The organism is Leptospira inadai serovar Lyme str. 10 (genome assembly GCF_000243675.2).
GTDB classification, from domain to species: Bacteria; Spirochaetota; Leptospiria; order Leptospirales; family Leptospiraceae; genus Leptospira_B; species Leptospira_B inadai.
Window position 1 is genome coordinate 716173 of record NZ_AHMM02000015.1, and the last position, 19946, is coordinate 736118.

The 19946-nt window shown below is 45.9% G+C and carries 17 protein-coding genes; 9 read left to right on the forward strand and 8 right to left on the reverse strand.

Translation table 11 applies throughout. The annotated features are described in order from the left end of the window. The first annotated feature begins 2 nt into the window (after positions 1–2). Positions 3–2666 carry a sensor histidine kinase gene (locus LEP1GSC047_RS07090; protein ID WP_010411188.1) on the forward strand — a complete coding sequence of 888 codons (2664 nt, stop codon included), beginning with the start codon at positions 3–5 and terminating at the stop codon, positions 2664–2666. Then, positions 2659–3363: a response regulator gene (locus LEP1GSC047_RS07095; protein WP_010411187.1), complete on the forward strand. Its 705-nt coding sequence runs from the start codon at positions 2659–2661 to the stop codon at positions 3361–3363. The genes LEP1GSC047_RS07090 and LEP1GSC047_RS07095 overlap by 8 nt, the downstream gene beginning before the upstream one ends. Here LEP1GSC047_RS07095 and LEP1GSC047_RS07100 read toward each other — a convergent pair. The 3 genes from LEP1GSC047_RS07100 to LEP1GSC047_RS07110 form a co-directional block, all read right to left on the reverse strand. Then, positions 3360–5543: a cation:proton antiporter gene (locus LEP1GSC047_RS07100; protein ID WP_010411183.1), complete on the reverse strand. Its 2184-nt coding sequence runs from the start codon at positions 5541–5543 to the stop codon at positions 3360–3362. The two genes, LEP1GSC047_RS07095 and LEP1GSC047_RS07100, sit on opposite strands and share 4 nt — an antisense overlap. 149 nt (positions 5544–5692) lie before the next feature. Next, a complete protein-coding gene (locus tag LEP1GSC047_RS07105; protein WP_010411180.1) occupies positions 5693–6547 on the reverse strand; it encodes a penicillin-binding transpeptidase domain-containing protein in 855 nt (284 codons plus the stop codon). Continuing rightward, positions 6544–7056, reverse strand: a complete 513-nt coding sequence (locus LEP1GSC047_RS07110) for a hypothetical protein (RefSeq protein ID WP_020988326.1) — start codon at positions 7054–7056, stop codon at positions 6544–6546. The genes LEP1GSC047_RS07105 and LEP1GSC047_RS07110 overlap by 4 nt, the downstream gene beginning before the upstream one ends. A gap of 207 nt (positions 7057–7263) precedes the next feature. On the opposite strand from LEP1GSC047_RS07110, the gene LEP1GSC047_RS07115 reads away from it, so the two are divergent. From LEP1GSC047_RS07115 to LEP1GSC047_RS07140, 6 genes are all read left to right on the forward strand, one after another. Next, complete coding sequence (locus LEP1GSC047_RS07115; RefSeq protein ID WP_010411174.1) at positions 7264–8415, forward strand: DNA methylase; 1152 nt, start codon at positions 7264–7266, stop codon at positions 8413–8415. A gap of 464 nt (positions 8416–8879) precedes the next feature. Continuing rightward, positions 8880–9677 (forward strand): flagellar basal-body rod protein FlgG, encoded by a 798-nt coding sequence (flgG, locus tag LEP1GSC047_RS07120; RefSeq protein ID WP_010411171.1) that lies wholly within the window; start codon positions 8880–8882, stop codon positions 9675–9677. Positions 9678–9682: 5 nt separating this feature from the next. Further along, positions 9683–10591: a flagellar basal body P-ring formation chaperone FlgA gene (gene flgA, locus LEP1GSC047_RS07125; RefSeq protein ID WP_010411169.1), complete on the forward strand. Its 909-nt coding sequence runs from the start codon at positions 9683–9685 to the stop codon at positions 10589–10591. Position 10592: 1 nt separating this feature from the next. Beyond that, on the forward strand, positions 10593–11264 hold the full coding sequence (locus tag LEP1GSC047_RS07130; RefSeq protein ID WP_010411167.1) for a flagellar basal body L-ring protein FlgH: 672 nt from the start codon (positions 10593–10595) through the stop codon (positions 11262–11264). After that, on the forward strand, positions 11261–12334 hold the full coding sequence (locus LEP1GSC047_RS07135) for a flagellar basal body P-ring protein FlgI (protein ID WP_010411165.1): 1074 nt from the start codon (positions 11261–11263) through the stop codon (positions 12332–12334). The genes LEP1GSC047_RS07130 and LEP1GSC047_RS07135 overlap by 4 nt, the downstream gene beginning before the upstream one ends. A 3-nt stretch (positions 12335–12337) precedes the next feature. Further along, positions 12338–12808 (forward strand): rod-binding protein, encoded by a 471-nt coding sequence (locus LEP1GSC047_RS07140; RefSeq protein ID WP_010411162.1) that lies wholly within the window; start codon positions 12338–12340, stop codon positions 12806–12808. Positions 12809–12832: 24 nt separating this feature from the next. On the opposite strand, the gene LEP1GSC047_RS07145 is transcribed toward LEP1GSC047_RS07140, so the two are convergent. The 4 genes from LEP1GSC047_RS07145 to LEP1GSC047_RS07160 are packed head-to-tail and all read right to left on the reverse strand — an operon-like array spanning position 12833 to position 17832. After that, positions 12833–15085 carry a YhjD/YihY/BrkB family envelope integrity protein gene (locus tag LEP1GSC047_RS07145; protein WP_010411159.1) on the reverse strand — a complete coding sequence of 751 codons (2253 nt, stop codon included), beginning with the start codon at positions 15083–15085 and terminating at the stop codon, positions 12833–12835. Next, positions 15082–15969, reverse strand: a complete 888-nt coding sequence (locus LEP1GSC047_RS07150) for a class I SAM-dependent methyltransferase (protein WP_010411146.1) — start codon at positions 15967–15969, stop codon at positions 15082–15084. The genes LEP1GSC047_RS07145 and LEP1GSC047_RS07150 overlap by 4 nt, the downstream gene beginning before the upstream one ends. Further along, complete coding sequence (locus LEP1GSC047_RS07155; protein ID WP_039934206.1) at positions 15945–16580, reverse strand: class I SAM-dependent methyltransferase; 636 nt, start codon at positions 16578–16580, stop codon at positions 15945–15947. Before LEP1GSC047_RS07155 ends, LEP1GSC047_RS07150 begins: the two co-directional genes overlap by 25 nt. Beyond that, positions 16567–17832 carry an ATP-grasp domain-containing protein gene (locus LEP1GSC047_RS07160; protein WP_039934397.1) on the reverse strand — a complete coding sequence of 422 codons (1266 nt, stop codon included), beginning with the start codon at positions 17830–17832 and terminating at the stop codon, positions 16567–16569. Before LEP1GSC047_RS07160 ends, LEP1GSC047_RS07155 begins: the two co-directional genes overlap by 14 nt. Positions 17833–17967: 135 nt before the next feature. On the opposite strand from LEP1GSC047_RS07160, the gene LEP1GSC047_RS07165 reads away from it, so the two are divergent. Beyond that, positions 17968–18831, forward strand: a complete 864-nt coding sequence (locus LEP1GSC047_RS07165) for a flagellar hook-basal body protein (RefSeq protein WP_010411140.1) — start codon at positions 17968–17970, stop codon at positions 18829–18831. Positions 18832–19360: 529 nt separating this feature from the next. Here the strand turns inward: LEP1GSC047_RS07165 and LEP1GSC047_RS07175 are convergent. Further along, a complete protein-coding gene (locus LEP1GSC047_RS07175) occupies positions 19361–19810 on the reverse strand; it encodes an SRPBCC family protein (RefSeq protein ID WP_010411130.1) in 450 nt (149 codons plus the stop codon). Positions 19811–19946 lie beyond the last annotated feature (136 nt).

Below are 19946 nucleotides of genomic sequence, written 5' to 3' on the forward strand. Positions count from 1 at the left end.
GAATGGCATATCCTGAGGAAAAAAGACCGGATCCGGACGAGCTTCTCTCCAGAATAGAGGGTAAAACTTCCTCTAGAGGGAAGCTTAAGATTTTTTTCGGAATGGCTGCGGGCGTCGGTAAAACTTTCGAGATGCTTCGCGACGCCCAAAAGGCTAAGTCGGAAGGCCGAGACATAGTCGTCGGGTATCTGGAAACTCATAAGCGAGCGGAAACGGAAGCCCAGGCAGCCGATCTGGAAATTATTCCGAGGAAAAAATCCAAGTATAAAAACGTCGAATTGGAAGAAATGGATCTAGATGCGGTCTTGGAGCGAAAGCCGGATTTAGTGTTAGTCGATGAATTAGCTCATACGAATGTTCCGGGTTCTCGGCATCCGAAGCGATACCAGGACGTCCTGGAAATTCTGGATAATGGGATCGACGTGTATTCCACTTTGAACGTCCAGCATTTGGAAAGCAGGGCCAATATCGTCGAGGAACTTTCCGGGGCACCCGTAGCGGAACGGGTTCCCGATTCGATTCTGGAGGTCGCGGACGAGGTGGAACTTGTGGATCTTGTTCCGGAAGACCTAGTTAAGCGATTGAAAGAAGGAAAAATTTATCCGCCCGAAAAAGTTCCAGGCGCCTTACTTTCTTTTTTTAGAATTCCTAATTTGACCGCATTGCGCGAGCTCTCTTTGAGTTACACCTCCAAGCTTGTCGATAGAGAATTGGCTCGTCTCGAGCCGACCCGGGATTCCAAGTTATCGGAGAAAATTCTGGTCGCAATCAGTTCGTCGCCGGCTTCGGGGGAATTAATCCGGCACGCAAAAAGAATGGCCTTCCTTTTGAAATGTAGTTGGGTTACGATTTACATCGAAGACGGAAGAAGTTTATCGGCGGAAAACAGAAAGCAACTCCATTCGCATTTGCAACTGGCTCGCGAACTTGGTGCGGAAATTTTAAGCCTTCCTGAGAAGGATTTGGTTCAGGGGATTTTAAGAGCCGTGGATCGAACAAAGGCCACGCACGTAGTAATCGGGAGAACAACCAGAAATCGATTTTGGCAATTTTTAGAAGGCGGGACCTTACTGGAACGGCTGACTTCCGAATCGGCGAATTTTCAATTGGTGGTTGTTCCGAGTGGAGAAGGGAAATATGAAAATTTCAGACCTCTTTGGTGGGTAGGGAAATCGGGTCCCATACAATATTTCCTATCATTCCTTTCCCTTTTAGCGGTCACTTCCGTCAATCTTTTGACGCTGAACATAATCGGTTACTGGTCTATAGGTTTAGTTTATCTTTTTTTTGTAATGCTGATCTCCTTGTTTGCCGGTAGAGGTCCGGTGCTGATTACCGCGGCTCTCTCTGCCTTACTATGGAATTTTCTGTTTATTCCTCCTCGATTCACTTTCTTTATAGGAAAGCTCGAGGACTGGATGATGTTTGTGATGTATTTCGTGCTCGCCATGGTTTTAGGCGTGTTTACGACTCGTTTGAGATCCAGGGAGGACGCCTTAAAGCACGGAGAAGAGGCGATTTCGTCTCTCTATGAATTGTCCCTCGCTCTTTCCCGCACGCACACGGCGGACGGAATTGTGAGCGCGTCCATAGAACTACTATCTAAGACGTTCGGTTGTCCAATCTTTATCGTAATTACCGATAAGGACGGACGCTTGGAAAGGTCCGCTCATCCGAAGAGTACATTCGTTCCCGAAGCAAGGGAATTCGCGTTAGCGTCCTGGTCTTACCAAAATAGGAAACCTTCGGGTAATTCCACCGACACAGTTCCGCTTTCTCGAGGATTATATCTCCCGTTGTTATCGCCGGGCGGATGTTTCGGAGTGCTCGGATTGGATCGGGAAGGGAGAGAACCCTTAGAACCCGGAGTGGACGCGTTATTGCACTCCATGCTGAACCAAATCGCCTTAGCCGTGGAAAGGATTCAGTTGCTCGGCCTGCGCGAAAACGCGAGAATGGTGGAAGAATCCGAAAGGCTGCATTCGGCGTTATTCAATTCGGTTAGCCATGAATTTCGAACTCCTTTAACCATTATTCGCGCCTCTTTAGATCTTTTGGATGGTACGGTGGATCGGTCGGCAGAAAAGGAAATTTCTCTGTTAGCCGAGGTGCGTAGCGCGTATCGAAAATTGGAAAGACTGGTAAACAATCTTTTAGATATGACCCGCTTGGAGTCGGGTAGGCTGAAACTGGATCTGCAATGGGAGGATCCCGCCGATCTGGTATTGGGCGCCGTCGCGGAAGAGGAATCCGAAAGAGGATCGCATCGTTTAACGTCGGAAGTGGACCAAAACATGCCTCTGGTTCGATTAGACAATCGCATCATGCAGCAAGTGTTAATTCATCTCATTCAGAACGCTTTTCTGCATACGCCGGAGGGAACTCCCGTAACCGTACGTGCGAGCGTTCCGCGAGACCATCTTCTCTTAGTCGTAGAGGATAAAGGACCCGGCATTCCGAAGGGTGAGGAAGAGCGGATTTTCGATAAATTCACGAAAGTTTCCTCGTACGCTCACGGAACGGGACTCGGCCTTTCCATTTGTAAAGGTTTGGTCGAGGCGCAAGGCGGTCGTATCTGGGCGGAGAATCGGCCGGAAGGCGGGGCTCGATTCCTGATTCGGATCCCGGTTATGACCTTCCCGCCTTTGGAGGAAGACATTGGGTAGTCCGGTCATTTTAGTCATTGATGACGAAGTTCAGATTCGCAGATTATTAAGGATGGCCTGCGAACCCGAAGGTTATAAATTAGAGGAGGCCGTTTCGGTAGATGATGCATTATCAAAATTTTATATGGTCCGACCCGATATAGTCGTTTTAGATTTAGGTTTGCCTGCGAGAGGAGGTGAGGAATTTCTCGTTCAAATTCGGGAATCCGGCGCCAAGGTTCCGGTTCTAGTGCTGAGCGTTAAAGATTCGGAAAAAGATAAGATTCATCTGTTAGATATAGGCGCCGATGATTATCTGACCAAGCCTTTCGGGATAGGCGAATTTCTAGCCAGGATTCGAGTACTTCTTCGTCATTCTTCTCCCGAAAAGACGGATGTTAAGGTAAAAATAGGAAGTCTGGAATTGGACTTTGGAACGAGACGAGTAACGAAATCGGGAAAGGATGTTCGCTTGACTCCGACGGAGTATTCTTTCCTAAAATTGCTCGCCACCTATCCGGGTAAAATCGTCACTCAGACGCAAATTCTAAAGGAACTCTGGGGCCCGAACCAGATCTCGGAAGCGGGTTATTTGCGCGTTTACGTGAATCAGATTCGGAAAAAAATCGAAGCAGATCCGAGTAAGCCGGAGATATTGATAACCGAACCCGGTGTAGGGTATTATTTAAAAGCGGAAAATCAGCCCGGAAATTTCTAGAGAAATTCGATCTCTTTGGAAAAGCGAATCAGGAATAAACCCGAGCCATCGGAGAGTTCCCAATTTCGAAGTTCCGGTTCCTCCTCCCATGTCTCCAAATTGCAAAGAATTAAATCGGCCTCTCCCAATACGACAGGATCCGCTTCTCTCAAAATCGGAATTTTTTCCTTCTTAATCAGATTTCTGTCCTTTTGGGTCAATCGTTGAACCGCTCCTCTGGGATCCCAAACGGAAACTTTGGATCCTAGATTCTTTGCCAGTCTACATGCCAAAGTCAACAGCATCGAATCGGTTTCCGAGTACATCGCGACGGTTAATCGATCGAGATTGCCTAGCTTTTCCGCCACTAAAATTCCCGCATTACCGTTCGATTCGGAAAGTAAGGTGCGAATTTTTCCCCCCAAGACGTCGTCACTGAATAACGATCTCGCTCCGCCTGTCAGAAATATATTATAATTTCCTGATTGAATTGTCTTCAGAATGTCTTTCGTGACGTTATCGGAGGGCTTGTATAACGTTTTGAGTTTTAGGCCCAATTCTTTCGAAAGTTTATGCAGAGGCTCGAAGCTGGTTTTTTCGTATCTTTGCGCTACCTTTCGGGAAATGGAGGAGTCCGGACTCATGTGTAAGGCCGTGACTTCCTTGGCTTTGTTACCGTTCGGAAATAATCCGTCGGCTAACCGAAGCAGGTCGATTCCTCTCGAATGGAGCGCGAACGCGACTAGAATCCCTCCTCGTTTCGTATCCTTTCGAGGCGATGCGAATATCTTTTCGATCAGGCTTAAGGAAGGGCCGGTCATAAAGGTGGTCACGAGAGCCATGAGCACCATCATAGAGAACACTTGGGAAGAGAGGATGCCGAGATCGTATCCGATGTTCAGAACTATGAGCTCCATTAATCCTCGAGTGTTCATCAACGCACCCAAGGATAGCGAGTCCTTCCAAGTCTTACCCGATAATCTCGCGGCAATCGCGCTGCCCGCAAATTTTCCCAGGATTGCGACGGCCAATACCCATACGAAGTCCCACCATAGGTTTCCTTCGTTTAATAATCCGATCCGAGTACGTATGCCCGTTAATGCGAAAAATAGCGGAAGAAAGATCGCAGTGCTAACGTCCTCGACTTTTTCGGCTAGGAGAGTTCTCAGTTTCGGTCGATCCGGCATAACGACTCCCGCGAGAAACGCGCCGAATAACGCATGAATGCCGATCGACTCGGTGATCCATGCGGATCCGATCGGAAACAGTAGAAAAAAAGCGACCGCGGTCTTGGTAAAAGCCTCTCGGTTCGTAAATATTTGGCCCGCTCTCCGCATCCAAGGCAAAACCAACTTCCACATAAAAAGAATGTAAATCAGCGCCAGAAGAATCGTCATTAAACCGGGTAAGAGTCCGCCCGCTTGAACGAGAGCGATTACGCAGGCGAGCAGGCACCAGGCCGTTAGATCGTCGGAAGCGGCGCAGGTTAAAGCCAGTCCTCCTAATTTCGTTTTAGTAAGCCCTTTTTCCTGTACGATTCTTGCCAAGACGGGAAAGGCGGTGATGCTCATCCCGATTCCCATAAAAAGCGAAAAGGAGAGGAAGCTAATTCCTTCCGGCGCTAATCTTCCGTAAAAGGAAAGCGCTAAGATTCCGCCTAATAAGAAGGGTAGTAATATACTGGCATGTGAAATTAAGATCGCCGAGTCGGCCTGGTTCCTCAGAATCTTCAAATCCAATTCCATGCCTACGATGAACATAAAGAAAACCAAACCGATTTGGCTTAGTAATTGCAAAATACCTAATGAAGCTTTCGGGAATACGAACGAGTAAGTTTCCGGAAATAGGGTTCCGAATAGGGAAGGGCCCAATAAAATACCGGCCAGAATTTCCCCGATAACCGAAGGTTGTCCGATCGAGACCGCAAGTTTTCCGAATATCCTTGTGGCGATCAAAACGACACCGATTTGAAACAGAAGAATCGCGAGCGGTTCTTTCAATCCTTTGGCCAACTTTTCGAAGGTGTTCGAGATTGCGATCGTCGATCGGTCGAGCCATAGAGCCGATTCGTGGGTTGAATTCCGGGAAACGATCGGAGTGGAAATTTCCGCTTCTATCTTTTCACCGAAATTTAATATAATTAGAAAAACTAAGAAGAAGAGAGTTATAAGAAGAATATAGTAAAATACGTTACGTTTCATTAAGAATCGGCGATCCGTCCCGCCTAGAACGATTTTCTTCAGGCGAAACAGATCGGTTCCATGTTCAAGCCGAGGGTTTTCGAAGAAAAGTATAATCTTCCCGAGTAGCTAGGATTTTGAAAAAGAAAGCGATACCTTAGGATGAAGTTCTATTGAAAAAGAAATTTTTCCCAAATGCCGTTCGCTCGTAAAAATTCGGTTCCGTACCGAGCCGCTTCCAGAGGCGGTAATGTTTCGGATTCGCTCTCGATTCTGGAAAGAAATAGAAACGATTTATCCGGGAACTTCCAATAGAACCAAAATAGGGAAATACTTCGTCCGGCGCTATACGCGGATCCGGAATCCGAATAAAATTTCTCCGCGTTTCCCCAATTTCCCGCCAACCGATGGATTCCGGTGGAATTGCTGACTTCTCCCGGTGTTCTTTCCAATCCGGAAAGGATCATGGATGAGTTCTTTTCCCGGACGGATAATTTTCGAGTAACGAGTTTCTTTAGAAAAAAGAATAACTCCTCTCCGTTTAAGGCATAGTCTCCGTCCATCCAGAAAGCTCGGCCACTTTCGAGAGTCGAGGGCTTAGGTAGATCCGTGCCCGCCAACCAGTTTTGTATTTTGAATCCGGCGGTTTCGGTTAACAATTTTTGAAAATACCAAACCGTGGAAGAAGCTAGAGCCGTTCTTAAATTTTGGTCCTTTTGCCAGCGAATGTACGGATATTTCGTTTTGTCCCATTTATAAAGCGCGTCGGGTTCCTTGAGCGTACCGATTTCCAACGCTGCCAGTGCGATCATCGGATGGAAGAGATGTAGAGGAGGGAGGTCTCTTTTGCAATCCTTAGGATTGACGAGAAGCGTTTCATCAGTTTCCAGTTCCGAAAAAATTAGACAGATTTTTCTTCCGGGGACTTCCGCCAATTTCTCTACGGGAGGAGATATTTCCTTTCTAGTTCCGCAAGAGAGAAATAGGAAGAACTCCGTAAGGATGAAAAAAACGAGTCCTCTCATTCCAGCCACGCTAGGTACGTTAGGTACACTGTTAAAAGAAGAGTCGGAAAATAAAGGAGTAGAAAGTTCTTACCGATTTTTCTCCAGTTCGTAGAAGTCTTTTCCTTTACGAATCCGGAAAGTGAATCCCTATCCATTTCGAATAAATCGTTAGAGTCGTTCCAGCCGTAGACGTTACGAGCGAGTCTTCCGAGGATTTCATCCTTATGATTCAGGATCGTTTGCCACGCATGATCGCTTTCCTCCTTTTCAGGGGAAAGCAGTCTAAGAAAAACTTTAGGCACCAAGAAAACCTGGCCGATCATTAAGCTTGCAAATCGAGTGAATAAACCGAAGAAAAACAGGCTAGAGAATAACGGATTTTCCCGTTTTAACCCGAAGACGATCCAAAAACAAACTAGGTAGGATCCGTAGCCGATATAATATCCGGCTTGTTCCCATCGACGATTCGTTTTTTTCTCGGAAAGAAATTCCTCGTAATAGGCTTTTACTTCGGTGGCTGGAATCATGTTACGTTCTCTGAAAAATTTTTCCGAGTTTCCGTGTAGGAAACGTTTACGTATCTTATTTGCAGAATTTTTCCTCCAGCCGACGTAGACAAGCAGTAAAGAGGACTTCCTACCTTTCGATTTTATGTCCCGGAATCTTTCCAGGAAAAGGTCCGAGGAAAACCTTCTTACGTTCCGAATAGAGAAAGTAAAAGAAGGCGGATCGGAATGAGCATAGCGGTACGAAAGAAAGAACGGAAAATTCTGAGCGGAGAGTTTTGGACGGCTAAACAAAGGCAAGCTCATCCGATTCATTACGTAGTCAGCTATCGCGCCTCTTTTAAACCGGAATTGCCGTCTTTCTTTATCGGAAAATATTTAGGTTCAAAAAAAGGAGTCGTATTCGATCCTTTTGGTGGGCGGGGAACGACCGCTCTTCAGGCGAATTTAGAAGGTCACGCAGCGATACATAACGATATCAGCCCGATGTCCTTGGTTCTGGCAAAATCCAGGCAGACGATTCCTTCGGTCTCCGACTTGGAGAGAAGACTTTCCCGTTTGGATTTGAGCGCAAAAGTTCCCGAAGAGGAAGGCGACTCCGATTTATTACATTTCTATCATAAAGACACCTTACGGGAATTGAAAAATCTTCGTAAAATTCTTCTGGCCGACGATTCCCCGGAAATTAAGTATCTCGGATTGACCGCTCTATCGCGATTACACGGACATAGCGCCGGATTCTTTTCGGTTTATAGCTTCCCTCAAATTTCGATTCCGCCTCTCGCACAAAAGAGAAACAACGAAAAGAAAGGAGTTCGGCCGGAGTATCGGGAAGTGAAACCTAGAATTCTGCAAAAATTAAAGAGAGACTTAAAGGAGAATCTTCCTCCTTTTTTCCACGAATTTTCCTCCAGAAATCTTTATACGAATCATTCCTCACTCGATCTTTCCAGTCTTCCCGACTCGTGTACCGATTTAGTCGTGACCTCTCCTCCCTTTCTGGACAAGGTGAACTATGAAGAGGATAATTGGCTCCGGTATTGGTTCCTTGATATCATTTTGGAAAAGGAGCAGAAACCGAGCATTTTCGGAACTCTTGCAGGTTGGTGTGAATTCATTCAAGGAACTCTTCTGGAATTATCTAGAGTCATAAAGTCCGGTGGAGTTTTAGTATTGGAAGTGGGCGAAGTTCGAAAGGGTAAGACTGTCTTCAATTTAGACGAATACGTTATCCGTTGCTCCGAAGGTACCGGCTTAGTTTGGGAAAACACGTACATTAATGATCAGAAGTTTACGAAACTTGCCAACTGCTGGAATGTGTCCAATAACGAAAAGGGAACCAACTCGAATCGCTGTGTAGTTTTTCGGAATTTTAAATAAAGTCAGATTCAGAGGACGTTCAGAGGACGGAAGACAGAAGACTGAGGACAGAACATTGGTAAGCGGAGATTCCATGTTCTATAGAAAGATTCCTGTGTTATAGTGGATTTTTCCTCTACTCCAGTTGCTTTTCCAACCTCGAGCAGCATCTGTCTAGCGTGAGCAAAGCGAACGCATCTGTCCTCAGTCCTCAGTCTTCTGGGAGACAGAACATTGGTAAGCGGAGATTCCATGTTCTATAGAAAGATTCCTGTGTTATAGTGGATTTTTCCTCTACTCCAGTTGCTTTTCCAACCTCGAGCAGCTTCTGTCTAGCGTGAGCAAAGCGAACGCGTCAGTCCTCAGTCGTCTGTCCTCTGAAAGCGAGCGCACCTGTCCTCAGTCCTCTGTCTTCTGAACAAAAAAAGGAGGAATTCCTAGGGAAATTCCGAATTTAGCCGATAAAAAACCAGAGGTACACACCTATGATGCGATCCCTTTGGACCGCGGCGACCGGAATGATCGCCCAGCAATTCCATATTGATACTATTTCCAATAACCTCGCTAACGTAAATACGACAGGCTTTAAAAAGAACCGTGCGGACTTCGAAGACTTAGTTTATCAGCATATGGTTCTTGCGGGAACTCCTGCGACTTCGGTTAGCGAAATTCCGACCGGTGTGAACGTAGGACACGGAGTTCGAGCCGCAGCCTCTCAGAAACTATTCGAAATAGGTTCGTTTCAGGCCACCGGAAATAAGTTGGATTTAGCGATCACGAGCGAGATGGGCTTCTTTAAAATACAAATGCCGGATGGAAGCTTTGCGTTCACAAGAGACGGTTCTTACAAGATCGATTCGAACCAGCAGGTGGTGACCTCCAACGGGTATCTTTTGGAGCCTCCGATCATACTTCCCGAAGGTGCCATCTTAAACACTTTGATGATCTCGGAGCAGGGAGAAGTCACCGTCAAAATAGGCGCGGATGTTCGTCCGACGGTAATCGGTCAGATCGAATTATATCGATTCGTAAACCCGGCCGGTCTTCAAGCAATCGGTAAAAACTTATTCCAAGAAACGGTCGCCTCCGGTCCCGAAATTCCGGGAACACCGGGGATGGAGGGTTTCGGTAACGTCCTTCAAGGATTTTTGGAAATGTCGAACGTCAAGATCGTGGAAGAAATGGTGAATATGATCGTTGCTCAAAGGGCTTACGAATCCAATTCGAAGGCGATCCAAACTTCGGATAACATGTTATCGACGGCGATAGGTCTGAAGCGTTAAATAATATGAGTTTTCGTTTCCTTGGCATACCACTCTTCGTGTTCGGAATCGTATGGATCGGCGCCGGAGGAGTATTTGCCATGGATACGGTTTATCTGCGCGGAAAATTGCTAACGGATAAAAAGGAAGTCCTGCTTTCGGAGATCGCAAAAATGCCCGATCGGATGCAGGACAAAATAGTATTACGAAATCTTGAATCTCCTATTCTAATCGGACCGGAGGATATTCGAAATCTTTTTCCGAATGTTTCGGTTTCGGGAAAAGAAACGCTGATTTTACCGCTGAATTCCGAACTGGACCCCAAGGATTTGGAGGACAGCGTCTCTAAGGAGATCGCCAAATTTTCTCAGGAAAAGGGCGCCGAATATCGCATAACGTATTTGGACGGAGAACGATCGGTTCCCGCTTCCGGAGTCGATCTTCGGTGGGCAGGGTTACCGCAGGTGATTCATGCCGGACAAGTCGTCGCCTCCCTGGATTTTTACTTTCAGCAAAGAAAAGTCCATACTCAGAGAATCAAATTCAAAATCGAGAAGAAGGCCTCCGTATTCTTCGCAAAGAAAACCATATTGAAAGGCCAAAAATTGGATGCGGATTCCTTGGAAGAGCGAAGCGTTTTTCTTGAAGAAGCGTTTACTGACGGGATAGGATTGGAAAGCGTAGGATCTACTGCTCTAAAAGATCTACAGGCGGGGGAACTTCTGCGTCGGAAGCATATTCGCTTTTTGTACGATGTCCAGCGAGGCGGAGATATACAGTTGGTTTATATTCGAGGCAATTTGGTAGTGAAAGCGAAGACGAAAGCGCTGACCTCGGGGAACCTCGGAGAATTGGTGGAAGTTTCCTCTCATGCTAAGGAAGGAAAATTAACGGCTCGCGTAGTGGAAAAGAATACGGTATTATTAGAAAATTAAGATGTTTCGAATTGGAATTAAAAGACTAGCCGTCCTCTTATTTTCTTTAGGGACCTTCCTGGCCGTTGCCGCGCAGGAGCTATCTCAATGGCAGGACAAGAATCCGTATTCAAGATCGCAAAATATTAAGGTCGGAACCGCGGTATTCGTTCGACTGAAAGACGGTTTTAACGCCGAATTTGAAATGGAATCTACGGCGGACGAAAATATCACGATCAAAGCCGTGCCGGATAAAAAAATCATTCCGGATAACCCTTCGTATAACAACGATAGGAGCATAGTTCGAAAGAATAAAGGAAAGATAAAGTCTTTAGGAAAATTGAAAGGCAACTTAACAGCGACGGTGACTGCGATAGACCCTGCGACAGGGTTACTCACTCTGCAAGGCCAAAGATCCTCGACCTATAACGGGGAGCCTTCCGGCGTCGTTTTGACCGGGCGTCTCTCGCCGGAATTTCTAACCAAAGATAATTCGGTCGATGCGGATCGGATCGCGGATTTGCAGATCCAGTTCACGGGGCGTATCCAACCCAAGGATTTGCAGCCTCCGATAGCTCTTAAAACGATTACGAATCCGGACGGTTCGGTTACGGTTAAAGCCGAATTATCCGACGAAGAAAAACAGCGTTTCATTGTGGACCAGCTCAATCGTCTTTTGGGAGAATCCAGGTGAGTAGAATTCTTTTCTTTTTTCTCTTAATAACGGCCTCGGTTCAAGCTGCGGAAGTCCGACTCAAGGACTTCGCTAAGATCGAAGGAATTCGGGACAATCAAATCACGGGTTACGGAATTGTGATAGGTTTACCGGGAACCGGAGATAGCAAGACTCCCATGACAAGCGAAAGTATGAAAAACTACTTAAAAAATCTGGGAGTCGATGCGAATCTCAAGCCGGACCAAACTAAAAATATAGCCTCGGTTTTAATTACGGCCAATATTCCGTCTTACGCCCGTAAAGGAGATCGATTGGATGTTACCGTTTCTTCGATAGGCGACGCTAAATCTTTGGAGGGTGGAGTCCTTTTACAATCTCCGTTAAAGACCGCTAACGACAAGGTCTACGCCGTAGCGAGTGGAGTGATTTCCTTCGGTGGAAAGGTGGAGAATGAACGTTCTAGCTCGGGACGCGGTTCCAAGAAAACCGTGGGCATCGTTCACCAAGGCGCCATCGTAGAATCGGAATTGAAGGAAGAATTTTTCGCGAATCAGAGAGTCGTAATTCGGTTAAACGAAGCGGACTTTTCGATGTTGAATAACCTTATTAATAAGATACGTGAAACGGTACCCGAAAAATTCGGTTTAAAAGCGGACTCGATCCAGGCTTTATCTCCTTCGGAAATCGTCCTGGAAGTAGGCCCGGGATTTTCCAATAAATCCCCGGGTCTTTTGGCTCTCCTTTCCGATTTGGAAAATTTGTCGGTAGAATCCTCGCCGAAGGCAAAGGTGGTGATCAACGAGCGCTCCGGAGTCATCGTGATGGGCGGAAATATAGTCATAGACGAGGTAGCAGTCTCGCGATCCGGCTTAAGTCTTTCGGTTGCCGATAAAAACCGTCGCAGTCCGCGTCTCGGAAGGGATAATCAACAGCCTCCGAAGGAATCCTTTTTGATCGAAGAAGCGACCCAAGTTTCGGATGTGGTGGACGCCTTGAATAAGGTAGGCGCGTCCACAAGGGACATCATCGCTATTTTAGAGGCGCTGAAAACCGCAGGCGCGCTGCATGCGGAACTCGAGGTTCAGTAAAATATGATAGATCAAATAAATAATTATTCCAATCGCTTAAACTTAACCGAGCGGCCGGAAGTGCAGAGACTGCTTCGGGAAGAAAAGGAACTCCGAAAAGGGCAAACGTTTCCCGAACTGCTGCGCGAAGAATTCAACGATAAACTTTCCGGAAAAGTCTCCTCTTCGGAAGTTCGTATGCCTCATAATATTAAGGAAGAGGTTACTGCCGATCCTTATCGTAAAAGATTATACGACGCTTCGGTCGAATTCGAGTCGATTTTTGTGAAAATGGTACTTAAAGAAATGAAGGCGACCGTCCATAAATCCGGACTGATCGACGGGGGATACGCCGAAGAGATTTTCGAAGATATGCTTTATGACGAATATTCTAAGAATCTCTCGGCCAATTCGTCGCTAGGACTTGCGGAACAGATTTACCAATCCTTATCTTTGAATCTGTCTCCGATTAAGAAACTAGACTCGAAGATCTGACGTGTCTTAGGGAATATCCTTTAATTAGCCGTCTATCAAATCCCTAAACGTAATCGCATCCAAATCTTTTTGGAGATTTAGTTCCGTCTTTTCCAATTTCTCCCGTATTTTATCCGGATAGATCCGTTGAGAGGGGGCCTCTTTTAAGAGAGGCTCGGGAATTTTTCTATAGAAGTCACCGAGAGTTAAATCTAGTCCGGAAGCGACCGGTAGCCAAGTCCCTTCCGAAGTTTCGCCCAGGAGACCGACTTCGGATAAACTTTTCGTTAATCTAGGAATCTCTTCCGAGTTCAAACCGGACTGAATCGCCAAAGTTTCGGTCGAAGCCGAGAGCTTACTTTGTTTTTGAATCGAATAGGCGGCTTTCAGAACCGCCAATAATTTTTTAAATTCGTCGCTAAAGGAAGTGTGACGTTCTTCGACTAACTGAAATGGAAGTAAATATCGTTCCGGGAACTGGACGCAAGCGGTTATCTCGGCGCCATAGAGAACGATCATGGAGAGGGAATAGACTCCGATCAAAAATATGGGAATCGCCGCCAAGGCCTTGTAGACGATCATCGTCGTTTCCGAGAACGATGTAACATATACTTTAAAGCCGTAGAGAAAGAGTAGAAAAATCAAACTCGTAAACGCGGCGCCGATCGAGGACGCCCTAATGGGAACCTTTGTGTTCGGAATCAAAGTGAACAAGGCCAGAAAAAACCACCAAATCCCTGCCAATGGAAACGCTAATCGTAGAATATTGTACGGGGAGAAAACGGAATCTCCTCCGCGGAGAACGGTAGTCATATACTTCACTTCCCGATACTCGGAAAGACTGATCTTTTCGTATTCTCCTATATTCAATAATCTAAAACGACCGTTTTCGCTTCTGTAGAATAAAACCGAAGCGAACACCTTCCCGCGAACCGGAACGTAAAAGGAATTCCAATGCTCTCCTCCGTCGATCGAAACTAATATATTTCCGAGAGAATCCAGTAGGAAGATGTCCGTCGATTCCTGATTTTCGACGGACCACACTTTCTGGAAAGTATAGCGCTTATGACTAAGATTTTTCCAACTATGACCTCCGTCGGTCGTCTTGTAAATGGATCCTCTCTCTCCGGCAACAATGAGTTCGCCCGGGCGAATCCTATGAATGTCTTTTAGACCCTGTCCTGCGATTTTATTCGCGACCCAAGTAACGCCCCCATCCTCGCTCTTCCAGATATTACCGTCCTCGTCCACCAAGTATCCTTCGCCGAACTCCGGAAAGTAAATTCGATTCGCTCGGATTTTTAAGGTATTCGGGAAGACGGGTTTGTAACTTCTTCCTTGATTGAAAAAATGAAGGACTTCACCGTTCCCGAATATAAAATAGAAATTCCCTTCGCTTACGAACTCGAAATCGGAAAATTGGGTATTCTCGAAATAAATCGCGTTCCATACCGAACCTTCGACGGGCCGGTTTAAGAAGAGCCCCTTTCGGGATATTGCGTAAATTTTATCCTCGCGGACGAGAACCCGGATGAAATCTTCCTGCTTCAGTTCCGGTTTTTTACAAAAATCTAATCTAGTTCCGAAGGAATCGACGCAACGAATATTCTCCAAATCGATATCGGTTTCCGAGATGACATAATCATTCTTTAAATTCTTATCCAATCGAAAAAGATTTCCGCTCTCTCCGGCGATCCAAATTTTTCCGTCCGGTTCCTTGTCCATACTGAGATAGTGAGGCGGCCGGAAAAAATCCGTCATTTTCTCCACCAACCCCTGGCCGATTACGATTAAAAGAGGACCTATCGACAGGATAAAAAAGTAAAATACGAATTTCTGTAAGAAGGAACGATTAACGTCTATGCGCCAAATTCCGTTAAAGGAATTTTCGAGGGACCTAAGAACTGCCGTCGCGGAGAATACCAAAATTACAAAGCCGATCGCACCGATTTGTCGGGCCGCGTCTATTAAGTCGCCGATCGTTTCCAAATACGGATTGATATCTAAATTGATGTTACTGGCCAGGAAAAATGCGTTAATACGGTCGAATATCTCTTCTTTTCGGTTTTCCAATCCCGAAGTGATCGTAAGTAGGGAAAGAGCTACGGTAAACATCGGGATCAGCGAGACGATGGTAGTGTAGGAAATTCCGGAGGCTTTCATGAGACAGTCGTCTTTGACGAAGCGATACGCGGAGGAAGCCAGTACGCGGGCGGAAAAATTTAATTTTCTTAATATTCCTGAATCGGGTATATAATCGAATAATCTACTATATTTATGATTTGGGTGAGAGCTCATGATTTTATCGCGTAATGCACCATTGATGAAGTCAATGGCAGCCCGCCTCGTTTAAGTTTGCTGCGAAAATGGTAAAACGATATCGTAATCCATTTTCGATAATCTTTCCAAGACTTGAAGCTTCCTCTCGATTTTAAAAGTTTTGCGTAGAGAGGAAAATCCACGCCAAGGTAGGTAACTTGTCGTTCAAATCCTCGTTTGGCAAGAATTTTCCGTAGGTTGGATGCCGAATAATAATATACGTGACCCGGGAGATAATAATGGTATTTCGGTCCGGCTTCCTTGGCTTGTCGACCCTCGAAATTTGCAGTTTGGATGAGAAGCAATCCTCCCGGCTTTAAAATTTTTGCAAGTTTATCGAAGACCGCTTTCGGATTTTCCAGATGTTCGATCACTTCGATCAATGTGATTACGTCGAAAAAATTTTCGGGTAAATCCGCGTCTAAAAATTGCCCCTGCCAAATTTTAATTCCTCTCATACCGGCTTGTTTTGCGGAATACGGGGAGATCTCGACCCCGTATGGAACGTAGCCCCTCTCTCTCGCGCAATTCAGAAATCCTCCGAAGGAGCATCCGATATCTAGGAAGTTCCCTTCCGATCGGAATTTTGCGATATTTGCAAGTCGAGCAAACCAAACATATCGATCGAATTTTTCCGTCGCACGTTCGTCTCTATACGTAAACCCTTGGCTCCCGGTATAGTAATCTTCGGTATACAGTTCTTCCGGAAGAGGGCGGGGGAATTGGGCTTGAAGACCGCAGGTTTTACAAATGCGGATCGGTAATTTGAAATCCGAATATTCCGAAGTGTAGAGTCGTTCCCAGCGGCAAGTTCCGTCTAACGGACATTCTTCGTAAATTACTTCCGAGCGAGAAAGATCCAATGACAAATCCTCTCATCCAGTTTTCCTAATGGAGTCCTTTCCGTATAACCGAGTTCGAAGGATGAAAATTCCGATCCTAAATCCATTATTTCCGACTCGGAATAGAACCAGGTGGATCCCCCCTTTAAATCGGGAGTTCCTATTCGTCCGTCCTTAGCCTGCAAGTGGGTGTCTCCGAGCGCTCTCACCGAGGCGGCAAGATAAGCGCCGGGTTTCATAATTCTCCTTAGGTCGTTTAACATTGCCTTGGCCATATCGGGGTGATTATAATGCAGCACGCCCCAACTTACGATCAGATCGAACTGCCCGTTTTGAAAAGGATACGGCGGCCGGTCCAAGAGAAACGTTTTTGTCCAGGGGTAGGATTCTCGTATAGACAAAACGGAATTTTCACTATAATCCGCCGCGCTGACTTCGTAGCCGTATTCGTTTAATAAAACGCAATGTCGTCCCGATCCTGCGCCGAAGTCGAGAGCTTGGCGAGATGTCGTTGAAGGGGGAATTCTAGAAAGAATTCGAACCAGATTCTCGTCCGGATAATTTAACTTAGATTTGGATCGGGTATAATGAGTTTCCCATGCTTGCTTGGATGGATGATCAGCGGACATCATAGTCGGCCTTGAATCTAGTCTTAATGCTTTCGTTCCAAGCTTCTTCAGGTTGGGATGAGGTGATTTTGATTCCGAGAACTAGAGGGCGAACTTCGTTGCCGACGGACGTATCTAGTTTCGTTCCGACTTCATGGAGAGTTCTTTCAAACAGGACTTTCTCCCTGGATTTCACTCGGAATTCGGAAACCTGCTTTAAGATCGAAATGCCTTTCGGTGGAATTTCAAAGCGGATCTGCGCTTTTTTGTTCGGACTCGATCGGAGCATGGATGGAGGAAGTTCGAACGGTTCACCAATTAATAATTTTATAAAATTCGAAAAATAATCGTATTGCATGTAGCCCGGTACGAGCACATCCGCAAGGTATTCTCCTCCGACCTCGGGCGCGGCTTCGATTAACACAGGCTCTCCGTCCGTATTCAGTTTGAATTCCGCCACGAAGGGACAATTTTTCAATCCCGTCGCCTTGACGATGGAACGGCAGAGCATAATGATTTCCCCCGTTATCTCGGATTTAGGAAAGGGGAGCCTATGGGCCACCTCTAAGAAAGGGGGAAATTCGGACGTTTCCTTAAGAGTCAGGCTTACCAAATGAAATTCATCGGAGGAGACAAGACCTAATACAGTGCATTCCAAACCAGGAATGAACTCCTCTAAGATCCATTTTTCTTCCGGCTGATTTTTAACGTCTGCGTTCTTTTTGGATTTTACCGAACCTTTTTTCGAATGAGGACTGATCGTCGAAAGGAAATTGGATGCGGCGGCGTCCGAGGTCAGGAGACGGACTCCCTGCTTTCCGCTGCCTTGACTCGGTTTTGCGATCCAAGGGTAGGGGATCGATTTCTCTTTGGCTCGTAATTCCGAAAAAGGGATGTCCCTCGGCACTCGAATTCCTTTTTCACTCGCGACGGATTTTAAAAGATGTTTATCGGAAAAAAGTAATACCGAATCGGTACTCGCGTACCTTAGCTTTAGTTTCTCCGCAAGGTAGGCCGTAGTGTAAGTCGCCTTCCCGTAGGAACGGGTGCCGACGCCAAGTATCGGAATCGGGAGAGGATTTTCCGAAACAGCCCGGTGAATTCGACGATATTCATGAGTGGATTCGATAATTTTAAGGTTAGAAAGCGGGAATCCCGGTGCTTTATCGTTCCGGTCTACCGAAATCACATCCAGCCCTAGATTCTTACAGGCTCGAATCAAGGGTAACTGGTTTTTGCCTGCCCCGACTGAAAGAAAGTACCCTTTCTTCTTCATTTCCCGGATAGATATCCCCGCCTCAGGAAGGGATGTCAAAGGTTTTTTCCTAATGGGACAAAATCTCCCTTCTGGAAATCTAAAAAATCCCGATCTTAATATTGTAGCAACGTATCTGTTTTTCGGGAGGACCTCATGCTAAGAGGACTTTATACTGGTTCGAATGGAATGACGATCCAGCAAACTCGCATGGACGTTATTTCAAATAACTTGGCGAACGTGGATAAAACCGCGTATAAAAGAGACACCACGGTATTTAAAACTTTTCCCGAGTTATTATTGCATAGATATAATGAAGACGGAGTCGGAAAGGTTCCGATGGGATCTTTCGATACTGCTCCCGTAATCGGTAAGCTGGGATTAGGCGGGGAAGTAAACGAAGTTTATACTCGCTTCGAGCAGGGCGCGGTAAAAAAGACGGATAATCCTTTCGATATGATGCTCCAGGACCGGCCGGGATCGGAGCATCCTGCTTTTTTCAGCGTATTGACGAATCGAGGAGAAAGGCTTTCACGATCGGGAGCCTTCGTTTTGGATACGAACGGATATTTAGTAACACCCCAAGGATTTCCGCTGATGGGAGAAAACGGCCCGATCAAAGTGGCAAGAGGCAATTTTCTAATTCGAGAAAACGGAGAAGTTTGGATCAATGGAGAAATCGGAAACGATCCGAAAAATTCCACATCGATCGACAAGAATCGATTCGAAACTCCCGTGTTACTCGACCGAATAAAAATTCGCACCGTTGAAAATCCGAGGCATCTGGATAAGGAAGGTGATTCATTCTACGTGGACACACCCGAATCCGGAGAACCGCAACCTTTCGACTTGAACGAAGAGCCGAATTTATTGCAGGGTTTTTTAGAAGCGTCTAACGTAAGCGTGGTAACGGAAATGGTGGAGATGATCGAAGTTAATCGTTCCTATGAGGCCAATCAGAAGACGGTGCAAACTCAGGATCAAATGTTAGGCCGTTTGTTAAACGACGTATTGAGATAGACATTTCTAGCTGACAATCCGCACTTGTGTGGGTAGAATCGCTTTTAGCTTAGGTATAGCAAATGGAGCCTGCAAAGCAGGTTTCGCGCTCCGCCTCCATTTGCTTAGTCCGGCAAGTCGGTTTTTATCTTCGATTGCAGTTGGTACTTTTTCGACCTCGACTCCGATCCTCTCCCTCCAGTTCTGCACGATTGCCTCCAACCCGAATACCTTTAGATTCCTGAAGAAGCAGAATTCATTTAAGTAAAGCTGTGAATACTCGGGTCGAAGACAGCCGTAGGAAGAGAATGCGTGCTTGATTACCCTCTGATTTCCCTCCGCGTATTGTATGTGAACTCCTTCTTTCGTTACCCATCTATTTCTAGCCCATCGATATCTCTTGTCTTTTGAGTGATATCTCCGCAGAAAAATCCGAAGTAGAATATATCCTTCGACGAAAGAAATTCCGGTCACCTTCTATTTTTTTGAATTTTAAAGCGCAGGGTTCCTTGGAAAACCCTGCGAGGATAAAAAAGTGGACTTAGGTTCTTTATTTAGTGGGTGCTCTAAAAACGCCTTTCCCGGTAGTAAAATAGGAAAATAAACTTGTTCTGATCCAATGGGTCCAGCCTTCTTCGCAGTCAGTGTAGCACTCGAGGTCCGGCGTAAGTCCGTCGTGCGTGAAGTTCAACTCCGTTACGCCGTCCTTTTCATTGAGGTCAAAAATCAATTTGGTGTTAGCCCATTCTTTTTTATCGGAAAACCAGGGCATGTTGCAATCCGTAATCGACCAAACGAGCCTTTTCGCTGGGATCAATTCTTCTACAGTAAAGTCGAAGAAAGAATCTCCACTCATCTTTACGATAAATTTATCATTTTGTTTTTCGGAACTTCCCGTAAATGTTATTCCCCACCATTCCGGTACGTTGCTGATCTTTTTGATCGCCTCGCTGGCGCCGATTTTTACAGAAATACTACTGCTAAAATTGTTCTTCTCCATTTCGTTTACCTTCCTAGCTGCTCGTTACGTGTTCTTAACTTATATTTTACTTCCGCCGAATTTTTCTTCGCACTCTGATCTTCTCTATGAGTAATCCATTGGAGAGTCCGGAATAGAAGCGGGGATTTTTAGTTCA

Excerpts from the sequence above, each read along its gene's own strand:
- LEP1GSC047_RS07115 (WP_010411174.1), top strand. The coding sequence starts at position 7,264 with ATGAGCATAGCGGTACGAAAGAAAGAACGGAAAATTCTGAGCGGAGAG.
- LEP1GSC047_RS07110 (WP_020988326.1), bottom strand. The coding sequence starts at position 7,056 with ATGATTCCAGCCACCGAAGTAAAAGCCTATTACGAGGAATTTCTTTCC.
- LEP1GSC047_RS07100 (WP_010411183.1), bottom strand. The coding sequence starts at position 5,543 with ATGAAACGTAACGTATTTTACTATATTCTTCTTATAACTCTCTTCTTC.
- LEP1GSC047_RS07105 (WP_010411180.1), bottom strand. The coding sequence starts at position 6,547 with ATGAGAGGACTCGTTTTTTTCATCCTTACGGAGTTCTTCCTATTTCTC.
- LEP1GSC047_RS07160 (WP_039934397.1), bottom strand. The coding sequence starts at position 17,832 with ATGAAGAAGAAAGGGTACTTTCTTTCAGTCGGGGCAGGCAAAAACCAG.
- LEP1GSC047_RS07090 (WP_010411188.1), top strand. The coding sequence starts at position 3 with ATGGCATATCCTGAGGAAAAAAGACCGGATCCGGACGAGCTTCTCTCC.
- flgG (WP_010411171.1), top strand. The coding sequence starts at position 8,880 with ATGATGCGATCCCTTTGGACCGCGGCGACCGGAATGATCGCCCAGCAA.
- LEP1GSC047_RS07140 (WP_010411162.1), top strand. The coding sequence starts at position 12,338 with ATGATAGATCAAATAAATAATTATTCCAATCGCTTAAACTTAACCGAG.
- LEP1GSC047_RS07165 (WP_010411140.1), top strand. The coding sequence starts at position 17,968 with ATGCTAAGAGGACTTTATACTGGTTCGAATGGAATGACGATCCAGCAA.
- LEP1GSC047_RS07130 (WP_010411167.1), top strand. The coding sequence starts at position 10,593 with ATGTTTCGAATTGGAATTAAAAGACTAGCCGTCCTCTTATTTTCTTTA.
- LEP1GSC047_RS07155 (WP_039934206.1), bottom strand. The coding sequence starts at position 16,580 with ATGATGTCCGCTGATCATCCATCCAAGCAAGCATGGGAAACTCATTAT.
- LEP1GSC047_RS07145 (WP_010411159.1), bottom strand. The coding sequence starts at position 15,085 with ATGAGCTCTCACCCAAATCATAAATATAGTAGATTATTCGATTATATA.
- LEP1GSC047_RS07175 (WP_010411130.1), bottom strand. The coding sequence starts at position 19,810 with ATGGAGAAGAACAATTTTAGCAGTAGTATTTCTGTAAAAATCGGCGCC.
- flgA (WP_010411169.1), top strand. The coding sequence starts at position 9,683 with ATGAGTTTTCGTTTCCTTGGCATACCACTCTTCGTGTTCGGAATCGTA.